The organism is Arthrobacter sp. MYb221, assembly GCF_002979835.1.
Taxonomy (GTDB): domain Bacteria; phylum Actinomycetota; class Actinomycetes; order Actinomycetales; family Micrococcaceae; genus Glutamicibacter.
Map to the genome: position 1 here is coordinate 69936 of NZ_PCPW01000003.1, position 15143 is coordinate 85078.

Sequence of the window (15143 nt, forward strand, 5' to 3'; positions counted from 1 at the left end):
GCCGCGCCGGAGCGCAGCAGAAGGTCCCTAATTCAGCTCGCCCGGTCATTGCCGCAGCCCGGGCCGCGGGAGGCTCGCCCTCCGGTTGTGCTCTCGGCAATGTTCGATGGGTCAAAGATTGATGCAAAATGTGCGTGTCATGTTTGTTCAACCCATACAGTCATAGAGCGATTCGCGATACAGTGGACACTAATCGCGCCGTCGCCACCTGATACCCCAAAAAGCTCGACTACGGGTAGCAGGGTCGACGGCGTATTGCGTGTCAGCGGGATAAACCCCGTCCAAGCCTGAATGGAAGGAACGCCGCAGTGGCGATTGAATCCTTAGTAGAAGAGTTCTCACTTACCGAGTTGGATCGTAAGGCCATCGACACCACTCGTGTCTTGGCAGCCGACGCAGTAGAAAAAGTTGGCAACGGCCATCCCGGTACCGCCATGAGCTTGGCTCCGGCTGCGTACCTGATCTTCCAGAAGCACCTGCGCCACGACCCGAAGGATCCGAACTGGATCGGTCGCGACCGCTTTGTGCTCTCCCCCGGTCACACCTCGCTGACCCTCTACCTGCAGCTCTTCCTCTCGGGCTACGGCCTGGAGATGGAAGACATCGAAGCGCTGCGCACCTGGGGTGCGAAGACTCCGGGCCACCCGGAATACGGCCACACCGCCGGCGTGGAGATCACCACCGGCCCCTTGGGCCAGGGCCTGGCCTCGGCCGTTGGCTTCGCTTACTCCCAGCGCCGCATGCGCGGCCTGCTGGATCCGGCGGCAGAAGCCGGCACCAGCCCGTTTGACCACACCGTGTACGTCATCGCCTCCGATGGCGACCTGCAGGAGGGCGTCACCTCCGAGGCCTCCTCGCTAGCCGGCCACCAGGAACTGGGCAACCTCGTCGTCATTTACGATGACAACAAGATCTCCATCGAGAACGACACCGACATTGCGTTCACCGAAGACGTGCTGGGCCGCTACGACTCCTACGGCTGGCACACCCAGCGCGTGGACTGGACCGTCACCGGCGAATACGTCGAAGACATGCACGCCCTGGACGCCGCAATCCGCGCCGCCAAGGCCGAGACCTCCCGTCCCTCGATGATCGCGCTGCGCACCATCATCGGCTGGCCTTCGCCAACCAAGCAGAACACCGGCGGCATCCACGGTTCGAAGCTCGGCGGCGAAGAAGTCGCAGGGCTGAAGAATGTTCTGGGCTTCGACCCGGAGCAGTCCTTCCACATCGATGAGGAAGTACTCGCTCACGCCCGCGAGGTAGTGACCCGCGGCGCAGCGCTGCACGAGTCATGGAACGAGACGTTCGAGGCGTGGAAGCGCGCCAACCCCGAAGAGGCAGCGCTGCTTGAGCGCCTGCAGGCAGGGGAACTGCCGGAGGGCTGGACCGAAAAGATCCCGACCTTCGAACCGGGTTCCACCATGGCTACGCGCGCCGCTTCGGGCAAGGTCATCAACGCGATCGCCGATGAGCTGCCCGAACTGTGGGGCGGCTCCGCGGACCTCGCCGGTTCGAACAACACCACCATCGCCACCGCGAAGTCCTTCGCACCCGAGCGCCGCTCCACCGATTCCTGGGATGCCAGCCCTTACGGCCGCGTCCTGCACTTCGGCATCCGCGAGCACGCCGCCGCGTCGATCGTGAACGGCATCGTGCTCTCCTCCCCGACCCGCGCGTTCTCCGGAACCTTCCTGATCTTCTCGGACTACCAGCGTCCGGCCATCCGCCTGGCCGCCTTGATGGGCATCCCATCGATCTTCGTCTGGACCCACGACTCGATCGGCCTGGGCGAGGACGGCCCGACCCACCAGCCGGTGGAGCAGCTCGCCTCCTTGCGCATCATCCCGAACTTCGACGTCGTCCGCCCGGCAGACGCCAACGAGGTCGCCTACGCATGGCGCGGCATGCTGGAACTGACCGACACCCCATCGGGTATCGTGCTCTCCCGGCAGAACCTGCCGATCTATGACCGTTCGGCACCAGGCTTCCGCGGCGCCGAAGGCACCCTGAAGGGTGGCTACATCCTGGCCGAGGCAGTCCGCGAGGGCGCCGAGACCACCCCGGATGTCATCTTGCTGGCCACCGGCTCCGAGGTCGAGCTGGCCGTCGAGGCCCGCGAGGCACTGGCCGCGAAGAACATCGCCGCCCGCGTCGTCTCGCTGCCGAGCTTCGAATGGTTCGCCAAGCAGGACGCCGCCTACCGCGAAGAGGTGCTCCCGGCGGCCATCACCGCCCGCGTTTCGGTGGAAGCCGGCGTAGCCCAGGGCTGGCGCGAGCTGGTCGGCGCCGCGGGCGAAATCATCTCCCTGGATCACTTCGGTGCATCCGCAGACTACAAGAAGCTCTACAGCGAATTCGGGATCACCACCGATGCAGTTGTCGCAGCCGCCGAAAAAGTTGTTAAGTAAAGGAACTGGCACACATTATGAGTAACCCAAATACCCAGGCCCTGTCCGACGCCGGCGTTTCGATCTGGCTGGACGACCTTTCCCGCGAGCGTTTGACCAGCGGTTCGCTGGCCAAGCTCATCGAAGAGCAGAACGTCGTCGGCGTGACCACCAACCCGTCGATCTTCGCCGCGGCACTGACCAACGCAGCGGTCTACGGCGAGGCCATCGCCGAGCAGCGCCACAAGTCGGTCGAAGACGCGATCACCGAGATCACCAGCGACGACGTTGCCGCCGCCTGCGACCTGTTCCGCCCGATCTACGACTCCAGCAACGGCTTCGACGGCCGGGTGTCCATCGAGGTCGACCCGCGTCTGGCCCACGACACCGCGCAGACCATCGTCCAGGCCAAGGCCCTGCACGAACGTGTAGCCCGCGAAAACGTGCTCATCAAGATCCCCGCCACGCTGGCCGGCCTGGAGGCCATCACCGAAACCATCGCGGCGGGCATCAGCGTCAACGTCACCCTGATCTTCTCGCTGGAACGCTACCGCGAGGTCATCAACGCGTATCTGATCGGCTTGGAGAAGGCCAAGGCCAAGGGCTTGGACCTGTCCAAGATCCACTCGGTCGCCTCCTTCTTCGTTTCCCGCGTGGACTCGGAAATCGACAAGCGCCTGAACGCCATCGACACCGAGGCGGCACTGGCCCTGCGCGGCCAGGCCGGTGTGGCCAACGCCCGCCTGGCCTACCAGGTCTTCGAGGAGACCTTCGCCTCGGCACGCTACGAAGCGCTGGCAGCCTCCGGGGCCAATGTGCAGCGTCCGCTGTGGGCTTCGACCGGCGTGAAGGATCCTGCCTACCCATCCACCCTGTACGTCACCGAACTGGTGGCACCGCAGACCGTGAATACCATGCCGGAAAAGACCCTGGAGGCTACCGCCGCGGAGGCGGAGATCCGCGGAAACGTGGTTTCCGGCAGCTACGCCCAGGCCAACGGCGTGCTCGACGCGCTGGCGGCCCAGGGCGTGGACTACAACGAGGTTGTGTCGCTGCTCGAGGTCGAAGGCGTTCAGAAGTTCGACGTCGCCTGGAACGAACTGCTCGAGGACATGTCTGTGGCTTTGAAAGAGGCCAAGTAGATGGAGTTGGGCTTAGTTACTTCCGGCGCGGCCCTCGCCTCGGTCGACCGGCTGCTTCCGCAGCTCATCGAGGCCAAGATCGGCAGCCGCATCGCCGGCCAGGACCCCACCGTGTGGGGCGCCGAGGCCGAAGCCGAGTCCGCCATGCGCCTGGGCTGGGCTCAGCCCTTCGAAGCCGCCGCGAAGCTGCTTCCGCAGATCCTTGAGCTGCGCGAGCAGCTGCTGGCCGAGGGCCTGACCCGGATCGCCCTGTGCGGCATGGGCGGCTCCTCGCTGGCACCCGAGGTGATCACCGCGCATGACGAGGTCGACCTGGTCATCTGCGATACCACCGACCCGCAGATGGTTTCCGAGATCGTGAACACCGAGCTGGAGTGCACCGTCGTGGTCGTCGCCTCCAAATCGGGGTCCACCGTGGAAACCGATTCGCAGCGACGCGCCTTCACCGCGGCCTTCGAGGCCGCCGGCATCGATCCGGCTACCCGACTGGTGCTCGTCACCGATCCGGGTTCGCCGATGGACAATCCGGAAGGCGTGCGCGCGGTCTTCAACGCCGACCCGAATGTGGGCGGGCGCTACTCGGCGCTGACCGCCTTCGGGCTGGTGCCTTCGGGACTTGCCGGGGCCGATATCGAAGCGCTGATCGAAGAGGCCGGGTTGATCTCGGACCTGCTCAGCGGCGACGACGAAGACAACATTGCCTTGCACCTAGGCGCCGCGCTGGTTACCGCCGGCCGCGACAAGCTGGTTATCGCGGAAATCGGCGACGCCCTGCCGGGCTTCGGGGACTGGGCCGAACAGCTCATCGCCGAATCCACCGGCAAGCTCGGCAAGGGAGTGCTCCCCGTGGTGGCCCACGCGGACGCGCCCGAGCTGGAGCAGGTGGCCGCCGACGTGCTGCCGCTCTACCTGCACGAGCAGCTGCCCGCGGAAATCGATGAGGAGGCCACCGCGATCCACCTCAGTGCACCGCTGGGCACCTCGTTCATGATCTTCGAGTACGCAACCGCCGTGGCCGGCTACCTGTTGGGCATCAACCCGTTTGACCAGCCGGATGTCGAGGCCGCCAAGATTGCCGCGCGCTCGCTGCTCGACGCGCCGGCCGCCGGATCCCCGGATGCGGTGGACGGCAGCGTCGAGCTGTTCGGCACGCAGGCCGCGGACCTGGCCGGCGCGCTCGATGCGCTGACCGCACAGCTGGGCGAGGATGGCTACCTGTCCATCCACGCCTACCTGAACCGCCACGGCGACAAGGAGCTGGAGGCGCTGCGCGACCTGCTGGCCGAACGCACCGGACGCCCGGTGACCTTCGGCTGGGGACCACGCTTCTTGCACTCCACCGGCCAGTACCACAAGGGCGGCCCCCGCCAGGGGGTCTTCCTGCAGGTCACCGCGAACCACGAGCAGGACCTGGAGATCCCGGGCCGCGCCTACAGCTTCGGCGGTTTGATCACCGCCCAGGCTACCGGCGACGGCGCGGTGCTCGCGGACGCCGAACACGGCCGTCCGGTGCTGCGCGTGAATCTAACCGATCGCGCCGCGGGTATCGCGGCGCTGCTTGAGGCTGCGAGCTAACAACACAATATGAGCAATCCACTTCGCGACGCCCGCGACCGGCGGCTTAACCGCATCGCCGGTCCGGGCGCGCTGGTGTTCTTCGGAATCACCGGCGACCTGGCCCGCAAAAAACTGATGCCCGCGGTCTATGACCTGGCCAACCGCGGCCTGCTACCCCCGAACTTCGCTATCGTCGGCTTCGGCCGCCGCGACTGGTCCGCCGAGGACTTCGCCAACCAGGCCCGCGAATGGATCCTGGCCAGCGCGCGCACCCCGTTCAACGAGACGGTGTTCGACCAGCTGGCCTCCGGAATGCGTTTCATCTCCGGGGCCTTCGACGACGACAACGCCTATCAGCAGCTCTCCGCCACCCTGGACGAGCTGGCCGATTCGCGCTCCACCGGACGCAACCACGCCTTCTACCTGTCCATCCCGCCGAGCTGGTTCGACGTGGTCTGCCAGAAGCTCTCCGAGCACAAGCTCGCCAAGGACGAGAATCCCGGCTGGGAGCGTGTGGTCATCGAGAAGCCCTTCGGCCACGACCTGGAAAGCGCCCGCGAGCTCAACGAGATCGTCGAGTCGGTCTTCCCGCCGGACGCGGTCTTCCGCATCGACCACTATCTGGGCAAGGAAACCGTGCAGAACCTGCTGGCGCTGCGTTTCGGCAACCAGATGTTCGAGCCATTGTGGAACAACAAGTACGTGGACCACGTGCAGATCACCATGGCCGAGGATATCGGCATCGGCGGGCGCGCCAGCTACTACGACGGGGTGGGCGCGGCCCGCGACGTCATCCAGAACCACCTGCTGCAGCTCCTCGCGCTGACCGCCATGGAAGAACCCATCTCCTTCGACGCAGATCACCTGCGCGCCGAGAAGGAAAAGGTGCTCACCGCGGTGCAGCTGCCCGAGGATCTGGGGGCCGCCAGCGCCCGCGGACAGTACACCTCCGGGTGGCAGGGCGGCGAAGAGGTGGTCGGCTTCCTCGACGAGGAGGGCTTCAACCCGAAGTCCAAAACCGAAACCTACGCGGCGGTGCGGCTGAACATCAACACCCGCCGCTGGGACGGGGTGCCCTTCTACCTGCGCGCCGGCAAGCGCCTGGGCCGCCGCGTCACCGAGATCGCGGTGGTCTTCAAGCGCGCACCGAACCTGCTGTTCACCGACCACGCGGATGACGAGTTCGGGCAGAACGCCTTCGTGATCCGCGTGCAGCCCGATGAGGGCGCGACCATCCGCTTCTCCTCCAAGGTGCCCGGCACCCAGATGGAGATCCGCGACGTGACCATGGACTTCGGCTACGGCAACGCGTTCACCGAGTCCTCCCCGGAGGCCTACGAACGCCTGATCCTCGACGTGCTGCTCGGCGAACCGCCGTTGTTCCCGCGCCACGAAGAGGTCGAACAGTCCTGGCGCATCCTCGACCCGTTCGAGGATTACTGGGCCGCACAGCCCGAACAGCCAGACCCCTACCTGCCCGGCTCCTGGGGCCCGGCCAGCGGCGATGAGCTGATGGCCAAAGACGGAAGGACGTGGCGACGCCCATGATGATCGATCTTCCCAACACGACCACCTCGAAGGTGGCCAAGAAGCTGCTCTCCTCGCGCCGCACCCACGGGGTGGTGGCCCTGTCCCGGGTGCTGACCCTGGTGGTCATCACCCGCGAGGGGTTCGCGGAGAACGCCATCGAGGCGGCCAACCTGGCCAGCCGCGAACACCCCTGCCGCATCATCGTGGTGGTGCGCGGCTCGGAGAAGGGCGAGAACCGGCTCGACGTGCAGATCCGCGTCGGCGGTGACGCCGGCGCCTCCGAGGTCATCGTGATGCGCACGCATGGCCCGGATATGGCCGCCGACGAGGCGCTGATCTCCGCGCTGCTGCTGCCCGACGCGCCGATCGTGGCCTGGTGGCCGCACGGGGTCCCGGCCGACCCGTACAACACCGCGCTGGGCAAGCTGGCGCACCGGCGGATCACCGACTCGAACGAGACCAAGGATCCTACCGAGGCGCTCTTCCAGCGCGCGAGCACCTACCGCGCCGGGGACACCGACCTGGCGTGGACCCGCATCACCCTCTGGCGCGCCCAGCTGGCGAGCATTATCGATTTGATCGGTACCGAGGGCTTGAGCGGCATCACCGTGAAGGGTTCGGAGAACTCTCCGTCCACCTCGCTGCTGGCGGCCTGGCTGACCATGCGCCTGGACGTCCCGGTGACCATCGCGGCGGATAAGTCCACCGGCGGGCTCTCCAGCGTGCGTCTGGCTCGTGAGGATGGCGACGTGGAGCTTTCCCGTCCCTCCGGAGCCGTGGCCCACCTCTACCTGCCCGGCAGCGCGCCGCAGCGCATCTCGCTGCCGCGCCGCTCGGTGGCCGAATGCCTGGCCGAGGAGATGCGCCGCCTGGACGCGGACGATGTCTTCGGCGAGGTCATCACCCGCGGGCTGAACCTGACCAACCTAAGGAGCATCATTCCCAGTGATCGCTAGACAGATTGTCATCCATGAAGACACCGCCGCCACCGCGCACGGGGTCGCAGCCCGGCTGATCACCTCCATCGCCGATGCGATCGCCGCCCGCGGGGTCGCCCATGTGGTGGTTACCGGCGGCACGCTGGGCATCGCGGCGCTGGTTGCCGTGGCGCAGAACCCGGCGAAGGCTTCGGTGAATTGGTCCCAGGTGCACTTCTGGTGGGGAGATGAGCGCTTCGTCGCCGCCGGCAGCACCGAGCGCAACGCGGTGCAGGCCGAACCGCTGTTCGCCGCCCTGGACGAGCTGGGCCTTGACCGTGGCACCGTCCACGCGATGGGTGACAGCGACGCCTACGCCAGCGCCGAGGACGCGGCTGCCGCCTACACGCGGCTGCTCGCCGAGGAGGCCGGCGACGGCGCGGCGAACCCGGTCTTCGACGTGCTGATGCTCGGCATGGGCCCGGATTCGCACGTGGCCTCGCTGTTCCCGGACCACACGCGCTCCACCGAGCTCGGGGCGATCGCGGTGCACGACTCCCCCAAGCCGCCACCGCACCGGGTGTCGCTGACCATGAGCACCATCAACACGGCCCGCGAGGTCTGGTTGCTGGTCTCCGGCGCGGAGAAGGCGCCAGCCTTGGCCGCCGCACAGCACGAGGTCAACGAGGCCAAGGTGCCGGCAAGCGCCGTGCAAGGCACCGAGGCTACCCGCTGGCTGATCGACCGCAGCGCCGCGACGCTGCTCTAAGCATCACCGCAGACCGGTGCCGCCCCAAAGCAATGGGCGGCACCGGTCTTGGTGATTTGAAAGGACCCTAGACATGACCGCGCAGCAACAGCCGGCAGAGGCTCAGCGCATCACGGTGATCGGCGCCGGAGTGATCGGGCTGTCCACCGCCCACGAGCTGGCCCGCGCCGGCCACCGCGTCACCGTCATCTCGGATCAAGAACCGTGGCAGACCGTCTCCGCCGTGGCCGCCGCCATCTGGTTCCCCTACCACTCGGAGAACTCCCCCGCCGCGGATCTGCTGCTGGCACGCTCGCTGGCGCGGTTCGAAGAACTGGCGTCCATCCCCGAAACCGGAGTGGACCTGCGTTCGGGTCTAAACGTGGATCACCTGCCCGGGGCCGACCGCTCCTGGACCAGAATCGTTGCGAAGACAATCGAAGCGCCAAAGGCAGAGCTGCCCGAAGGTGCCCACCCCGGAGTCTACGCGCGCCTCCCGATCATCACCATGACCACCTACCTATCGTGGCTGCGCACTGAGGTCGAAGCGCTCGGGGTGGTTTTCATCCACGCTACGGTCAAGGAACTAACCGAGCTTAATGGCAGCGCAGATCTTGCGGTCATCGCCGGCGGGCTGCGCGGCGGACAGCTATTGGGCGATGATGAGTCCGTCTACCCGATCCGCGGCCAGGTGGTACGCCTGGCCAACACGAAAAAGCTCACCGACTGGCTGTGCGACGACGACTACCCCGGCGGGGTCAGCTACATCATTCCCCGGCGCGAGGACATCATTGTCGGCGGCACCGACACGGTCAATGATTGGAACCGCGACGTCGAGCCGGAGACCGCGGCGGCAATTCTGCGCCGCGCCACCGAGCTGGTGCCAGAACTCGAAGGGCTGGAGGTCCTGGAGCACAAGGTGGGACTTCGCCCGGCGCGCGATGCCATCCGCCTCGAACGCGTTGCGGGACACCGGATTCCGGTCATCGCCGCCTACGGCCATGGCGGCGCGGGAGTCACCCTGTCGTGGGGCACCGCGCAGCGCGTCGTCGAGCTGGTCGGCGAAAGCCACTAGCCGCTCGCGTTCCCCGAAGATCCTCGAAGGCAAATCCCGATTATGCGGTTTGACTTCGGGGATCAACGCTTTAATCCCAATCGTCGACGCACCGGGCGGCCCGATTCGATGAGATGCATATCACGGATTAATACCTTGAAGACAGGCGTAGTATTTCATTCGCTACACGCGCTCGCGCTTCCGCACGGCGTCACTACGACCAATGTGAAATCATGCTCGCAAAGAAGTCCGGACTCCAAGTGAGCCCTCGCCACAATTCCCTGGCCCGGCCAGCGCAACTCGTCGCCCTGGGGTTTCTGGGCGCTATCCTGATCGGTGGCTTGCTGCTCGCCACACCGTGGGCACACACCGATGGAAAATTCACCCCACTGATCGACGCGCTCTTCACCGCCACCTCGGCGGTCTGCGTCACGGGCCTGACCGTGGTGGACACCGCAACCCACTACACGCTCTTCGGCAAGATCATCATCTTGGCGCTCATCCAGCTCGGCGGGTTGGGCATCATGCTTGTCGCCTCCCTGCTGAGCATGCTGCTCATGGGCAAGATCGGGCTGCTCACCCGGCAGTCCTCCCAGCGCGAAAGCAAGGCCCTGAGCGGACAGGACGTCCGCACAGCCACGAAAACCATTCTGCTCTTCTCCCTGTTCCTCGAAGCCATCACCGCGGTGCCACTGGCCCTGCGCTTCTGGTTGGGCTACGACTACGATGCCCCCTCGGCCCTGTGGCACGCGGTGTTCCATGCGGTGTCCGCGTTCAACAACGCAGGATTCGCGCTCTACTCGGACAGCCTCATGGGTTTCGTGGACGACCCCTGGATCAGCTTGCCGGTCAGCTTCGCGATCATCCTCGGCGGACTCGGCTTCCCGGTACTCGTTCAGCTGCGCCGCTACGGACGCAACACGCTCAAATGGAGCATGAACACCCGACTCGTGCTGCTCATGACCGCCCTGCTGTTGCTCGGCGGTACGGTGTTCATCACCGCCATGGAGTGGAACAATCCGGAAACCCTTGGCACCTTGGACCCGGCGGCACGCGTGCTTGCCGGCTTTTTCCACTCGGTGCAAACTCGTACCGCCGGGTTCAACTCCATCGATATCGGTGCCATGCACCCGGCCTCGTGGCTCGGCATGGATGTACTCATGTTCATCGGCGCCGGCCCGGCCGGCACCGCCGGTGGCATCAAGGTCACCACCGCGGCGGTGCTGCTATTTATCATCCTCACCGAGCTGCGCGGCGAAACGGCCGTCAATGTGCTGGGCAAACGGCTTTCGCGGTCCATTCATCGCCAAGCGCTGACGGTCACGCTCTTGGGCACCGCCGCGGTCTTCTCGGGCACCATGGGATTGTTGCTGCTGACGCCGTATTCGCTGGATCGTTGCCTCTTCGAGGCGACCTCGGCCTTCGCCACCGTTGGCCTGTCCACCGGCATCACCCCCGACCTGCCCGATGCCGGCAAAACCATTCTGATCGCGCTCATGTACTTAGGGCGCGTCGGAGTGCTCTCGCTCGGCTCGGCCCTCGCCTTGCGCGACCGCAAGGCCCTCTACGAACTCCCAAAAGAAAGGCCCGCAATTGGGTAAGCTACTGAATTTCCGCTCAGATTCGAAGAACATTGCCGCCGCGGACTCGGTCGCGGTGATTGGCTTGGGGCGCTTTGGCGCTTCGCTCGCCATGGAATTGATGAAATCGGGCACCCATGTGCTGGGCATCGACTTGAACGAGGATAATGTCCAGGCGTTGAACGGTGAGCTGACCCAGGTGGTGCGGGCGGACGCCGCACGCCGCGAGGTGCTCGAGCAGCTTTCAATTCACGACTTTGACCGCGTAGTGGTCGCCGTAGGCAGCCATCTGCAGTCCTCCATCCTGTGCTGCTCGCTGCTGGTCAGCATGAACATTCCATTGATTTGGGCGAAGGCTCAGGATGACCGGCACGGGCTGATCCTCGAACAACTTGGGGTGCACCACATTGTCTACCCCGAAAAGGATATGGGCCGGCGCGTAGCGCATCTGGTGCGCGGCTCGATCATGGATTACGTGGAGGTCGACCCGGGCTACGCCCTGGTGAAGATGACCGCACCGGCTAGCCTGCATGGGATGCGGTTGAGCGAGATGGGGGTCCGGAAGAAGTACCGGGTCACCATCGCCGCGAAAGCCAATGCGTCCGGCGTTTGGCAGAATACCGATGCGGACACGGTGCTGGTCGAAGGGGACCGCGTGCTGGTGCTTGGATCCACCGCGGACACCGATCGCTTCGGCCAGCTGCGCTAGGCGGCAAAAGCGAATCCAGGCTTAACTAGGAAAGGGGACCCACTGTCGTGGGTCCCCTTTCCTAGTTGTCTGCTATGACTCGATGCTGAAGCGCATGACCAGGGCTAGGCCGATAATGACCGCGCCCCAGACCAGACCAAGAACAATGGTGATGCGATTCAGGTTGCGCTCGGCAACACCGGACGAACCCATCGAGCTGGTCATGCCGCCACCGAACATGTCGGACATACCGCCGCCTCGACCCTTATGGAGAAGGATCAATAGGGTGAGCAGGACACTGGTGATACCCAGCAGTACCTGCAGAATGATCTTGATGATATCCAAGTCGACGGTTCCTTAATTAGATTCAGTCGGTGACGAGATGGTGCTCGAACCTAACAATATTAGCAAACTCTTCGGCATCCAAACTAGCACCGCCGACCAGCAGGCCATCAACATCGCGTTCACGCATGATCTGCGCGGCATTTGCGGCCTTGACGCTTCCGCCATAGAGCAGGCGCGCCTTCTGCGCAATCTCCTCGCCGAAGCGCTCGACCAATGCTCCGCGAATCGCGGCGCACAGCTCCTGCGCATCGGCCGGGCCCGCCACCTCGCCGGTTCCGATAGCCCACACCGGCTCATAGGCGATGACCAGCGTTTCGGCCTGTTCGGCGGTGACGCCTTCCAGGGACTCGGCAAGCTGGTTCAGCGTGTAAGCAACATGCTCGTTCGCCTGGCGTACCTCAAGGCCTTCGCCGACGCAAAGCACCGGGGTCAGCTCGTGGCGGTACGCGGCGGCAAGCTTCGCGGCAATCACGGCGTTGGACTCGTTGTGGTACTCGCGGCGCTCCGAGTGGCCGACCAGCACGTAGCTGCAGCCAAGCTTATTCAGGAACTGGCCGGAGATCTCCCCGGTATAGGCTCCCGAGTCCTGTGCGGACAGGTCCTGTGCCCCGTAGACGACGTCCAGCTTGTCGCCCAGGGTCAGGGTCTGCACACCGCGGATGTCGGTGAACGGTGGGAACACCGCAACCTCGGCACGGTCGTAATCGTGCTGCGCATCCTTCAGCGTCCACGCGAGCTTCTGCACCAGGGTGATGCCCTGGACGTGGTCCATGTTCATCTTCCAGTTGCCCGCAATCAGCGGCTGGCGCACGTAGGCGCCGTTATTCGACATCGTCATAAATTTAGCCTTCCAAAGCGGCAACACCCGGCAGGGTCTTGCCTTCAAGGTATTCGAGCGACGCTCCGCCACCGGTGGAGATGTGGCCGAAGTCGTCCTCCGAGAAGCCCAGGGCACGTACCGCGGCGGCTGAGTCGCCACCGCCTACGACGCTAAACGCCTCGGAACCTGCCAATGCCTGGGCCACCGTGCGGGTGCCCTCGGCGAAGGCCGGGATCTCGAAGACGCCCATTGGGCCATTCCAGAACACGGTGTTTGCGCTCGTGATGTAGCTTGCGAACAGTTCGGCGGACTTCGGTCCGATATCGAGGCCGAGTCCGTTCGATCCGAAGCTGGCTTCTTCGATCTTGTCGGCGGCAAGCACCTCGTGCTCGGCGTCTGCCCCGAACTTGCTGGCAACGACGACGTCCGATGGAACGATGATGTCGCAACCGAGCTTTTCGGCGCGGGCCAGGTATTCCTGGCAGACCGAGATCTGGTCTTCTTCAAGCAGCGAGCCGCCGATGGCGTATCCCTGGGCCTTGAGGAAGGTGAATGCCATGCCGCCACCGATCAGCAGCTGATCGGCCTTGCCTAGCAGGTTGTCGATGACCGCGAGCTTGTCCGAAACCTTCGACCCGCCCAGTACGACCACGTAGGGACGCTTTGGCGCTTCGGTCAGGGTCTTGAGGACCTTGACCTCGGTTGCCACCAGGTCGCCCTGGTAGCTTGGCAGCAAGGCTGAGATGTCGAATACCGAGGCATGCTTGCGGTGCACCGCACCGAAGGCATCGTTGACGTAGGCGCCGTTGTCACCGGTCAGTGCGGCCAGCGCCGTGGCGAATTCTTCACGCTCGGCGTCGGCCTTGGAGGTCTCGCGGGCGTCGAAGCGCACGTTCTCGAGGACCAGCACCGCACCCTCGGCCAACGCGGCGGCGGATTCGCGAGCCGAAGCTCCTACTACGTCCGTTGCCACGGTGACATCGAAGTCTGCAAGTTCGTTCAAGCGGCGAGCGGCAGGCTCGATGGAGTACTTCGAATCGACCTGGCCCTTAGGGCGACCCAGGTGTGCCATCACGATGACCTTGGCGCCAGCCTCGGTCAGTTTGGTGATGACCGGAAGGGACGCGCGCACGCGTCCGTCATCGGTTACGGTCGCCCCGTCGAGCGGTACGTTCAGGTCGCTTCGGACCAAAACGTACCGCCCGCGGACACCGTCAGCGAGTAATTCGTCGAGAGTGTGAGAAGACATGTCTCTAGGTTATCGACTAGAGGCTTGATCCCACGAATTCAACAAGGTCAACAAGTCGCGAGGAGTAGCCCCACTCGTTGTCGTACCAAGCCACAACCTTGACGGTGTTGCCAATCACGGAGGTCAGGCCGGAGTCGAAAATGGCGGAGTGCTTGTTCGTCACAATGTCGGAGGAAACCAGCGGATCGGTCGAGTACTCGAGGTAGTCGGCCAGCTTGCCTTCGGTGGCAGCCTTTTCGAAGGCGGCGTTGATTTCTTCAACGGTTGCGGTGCGAGCCAGGTTGACGGTCAGGTCGGTGGCCGAGCCGGTTGGTACCGGTACGCGCATTGCGTAACCGTTAAGCTTGCCCTTCAATTCCGGAAGCACCACGCCGATGGCCTTAGCGGCACCGGTGGAGGTCGGGATCAGGTTCAGCGCTGCGGCGCGGGCACGGCGCGGGTCGCTGTGCGGTGCATCCTGCAGGCGCTGGTCGGCGGTGTATGCGTGGATGGTGGTCATCAGGCCGTCGACAATGCCGAATTCATCGTTCAGAACCTTGGCCATTGGGGCCAGGCAGTTAGTGGTGCACGATGCGTTCGAGATGATGTTGTGCGTGGCTGGATCGTACTTGTCGTGGTTGGCGCCCATCACGATGGTGATGTCTTCATCGCTGGCCGGAGCCGAGATGATGACCTTCTTTGCACCGGCGGTGATGTGCTTGCCAGCGTCGGCAGCCTTGGTGAAGAATCCGGTCGATTCGATGACAACGTCGACGTTCAATTCGCCCCATGGCAGGTTTGCCGGGTCGCGCTCCGAGAGCACCTTGATGCGGCGCTCTCCGACGACGATGGTGTCGCCATCTACGGATACCGCTTCGCCGACTGGGCCCAGAACGCTATCGAACTTCACCAGGTGAGCCAGTGCATCGATGGAACCGAGGTCGTTGACTGCAACGATTTCGATGTCTGCCTTGTGCGCCAGAGTGGCACGCAGGAAGTTGCGTCCGATACGACCGAAACCATTGATTCCAACACGAGTAGTCATGTGGCTATCTCCTCTAAATGGGATGATTGCGCCACTGCCGTGCTTTTCACGGAAGTGGCCTGCTTATCTAAGAGGACACTCCGTTGTGTCGTGAGTTGC

The 15143-nt window shown here is 64.6% G+C and carries 13 protein-coding genes; 9 read left to right on the forward strand and 4 right to left on the reverse strand.

The annotated features are described in order from the left end of the window. The first annotated feature begins 308 nt into the window (after nucleotides 1-308). The 9 genes from tkt (at nucleotide 309) to CQ015_RS04900 (ending at nucleotide 11627) form a co-directional block, all read left to right on the forward strand. Complete coding sequence (tkt, locus tag CQ015_RS04860) at nucleotides 309-2411, forward strand: transketolase (RefSeq protein ID WP_105649521.1); 2103 nt, start codon at nucleotides 309-311, stop codon at nucleotides 2409-2411. Between the two features lie 17 nt (nucleotides 2412-2428). Continuing rightward, on the forward strand, nucleotides 2429-3532 hold the full coding sequence (gene tal, locus CQ015_RS04865; RefSeq protein ID WP_105568936.1) for a transaldolase: 1104 nt from the start codon (nucleotides 2429-2431) through the stop codon (nucleotides 3530-3532). Next, nucleotides 3533-5107, forward strand: coding sequence for a glucose-6-phosphate isomerase (locus CQ015_RS04870; protein ID WP_105649522.1), 1575 nt, complete (start codon nucleotides 3533-3535; stop codon nucleotides 5105-5107). Nucleotides 5108-5116: 9 nt separating this feature from the next. After that, nucleotides 5117-6637 (forward strand): glucose-6-phosphate dehydrogenase, encoded by a 1521-nt coding sequence (zwf, locus tag CQ015_RS04875; protein ID WP_105552302.1) that lies wholly within the window; start codon nucleotides 5117-5119, stop codon nucleotides 6635-6637. Continuing rightward, a complete protein-coding gene (locus CQ015_RS04880) occupies nucleotides 6634-7575 on the forward strand; it encodes a glucose-6-phosphate dehydrogenase assembly protein OpcA (RefSeq protein WP_105552303.1) in 942 nt (313 codons plus the stop codon). The genes zwf and CQ015_RS04880 overlap by 4 nt, the downstream gene beginning before the upstream one ends. Continuing rightward, the gene (gene pgl, locus CQ015_RS04885) at nucleotides 7565-8305 is read left to right on the forward strand and encodes a 6-phosphogluconolactonase (protein ID WP_105649523.1); all 741 of its coding nucleotides are present in this window, start codon (nucleotides 7565-7567) and stop codon (nucleotides 8303-8305) included. The genes CQ015_RS04880 and pgl overlap by 11 nt, the downstream gene beginning before the upstream one ends. A 73-nt stretch (nucleotides 8306-8378) precedes the next feature. Further along, on the forward strand, nucleotides 8379-9359 hold the full coding sequence (locus tag CQ015_RS04890; protein ID WP_105649524.1) for an FAD-dependent oxidoreductase: 981 nt from the start codon (nucleotides 8379-8381) through the stop codon (nucleotides 9357-9359). Between the two features lie 212 nt (nucleotides 9360-9571). Then, the gene (locus tag CQ015_RS04895; RefSeq protein WP_105552306.1) at nucleotides 9572-10939 is read left to right on the forward strand and encodes a TrkH family potassium uptake protein; all 1368 of its coding nucleotides are present in this window, start codon (nucleotides 9572-9574) and stop codon (nucleotides 10937-10939) included. Beyond that, nucleotides 10932-11627, forward strand: a complete 696-nt coding sequence (locus CQ015_RS04900; protein WP_219843897.1) for a TrkA family potassium uptake protein — start codon at nucleotides 10932-10934, stop codon at nucleotides 11625-11627. The genes CQ015_RS04895 and CQ015_RS04900 overlap by 8 nt, the downstream gene beginning before the upstream one ends. Nucleotides 11628-11699: 72 nt before the next feature. Here the strand turns inward: CQ015_RS04900 and secG are convergent, their stop codons facing one another. From secG to gap, 4 genes are read right to left on the reverse strand one after another with little or no spacing between them, the layout of a single operon-like run. Next, a complete protein-coding gene (gene secG, locus CQ015_RS04905; protein ID WP_096285146.1) occupies nucleotides 11700-11951 on the reverse strand; it encodes a preprotein translocase subunit SecG in 252 nt (83 codons plus the stop codon). A gap of 22 nt (nucleotides 11952-11973) precedes the next feature. Beyond that, nucleotides 11974-12789: a triose-phosphate isomerase gene (gene tpiA, locus CQ015_RS04910; protein ID WP_105552307.1), complete on the reverse strand. Its 816-nt coding sequence runs from the start codon at nucleotides 12787-12789 to the stop codon at nucleotides 11974-11976. A 4-nt stretch (nucleotides 12790-12793) separates the two neighbouring features. After that, on the reverse strand, nucleotides 12794-14020 hold the full coding sequence (locus tag CQ015_RS04915; protein WP_105649525.1) for a phosphoglycerate kinase: 1227 nt from the start codon (nucleotides 14018-14020) through the stop codon (nucleotides 12794-12796). A gap of 16 nt (nucleotides 14021-14036) precedes the next feature. Then, nucleotides 14037-15044 carry a type I glyceraldehyde-3-phosphate dehydrogenase gene (gene gap, locus CQ015_RS04920; RefSeq protein ID WP_096285152.1) on the reverse strand — a complete coding sequence of 336 codons (1008 nt, stop codon included), beginning with the start codon at nucleotides 15042-15044 and terminating at the stop codon, nucleotides 14037-14039. Between the last annotated feature and the right edge of the window lie 99 nt (nucleotides 15045-15143).

Bases quoted from the DNA above. Each gene is read 5' to 3' on its own strand.
- tal (WP_105568936.1), top strand. From the start codon at position 2,429: ATGAGTAACCCAAATACCCAGGCCCTGTCCGACGCCGGCGTTTCGATC.
- CQ015_RS04870 (WP_105649522.1), top strand. From the start codon at position 3,533: ATGGAGTTGGGCTTAGTTACTTCCGGCGCGGCCCTCGCCTCGGTCGAC.
- zwf (WP_105552302.1), top strand. From the start codon at position 5,117: ATGAGCAATCCACTTCGCGACGCCCGCGACCGGCGGCTTAACCGCATC.
- CQ015_RS04880 (WP_105552303.1), top strand. From the start codon at position 6,634: ATGATGATCGATCTTCCCAACACGACCACCTCGAAGGTGGCCAAGAAG.
- CQ015_RS04890 (WP_105649524.1), top strand. From the start codon at position 8,379: ATGACCGCGCAGCAACAGCCGGCAGAGGCTCAGCGCATCACGGTGATC.
- CQ015_RS04895 (WP_105552306.1), top strand. From the start codon at position 9,572: ATGCTCGCAAAGAAGTCCGGACTCCAAGTGAGCCCTCGCCACAATTCC.
- tpiA (WP_105552307.1), bottom strand. From the start codon at position 12,789: ATGACGATGTCGAATAACGGCGCCTACGTGCGCCAGCCGCTGATTGCG.
- CQ015_RS04915 (WP_105649525.1), bottom strand. From the start codon at position 14,020: ATGTCTTCTCACACTCTCGACGAATTACTCGCTGACGGTGTCCGCGGG.
- gap (WP_096285152.1), bottom strand. From the start codon at position 15,044: ATGACTACTCGTGTTGGAATCAATGGTTTCGGTCGTATCGGACGCAAC.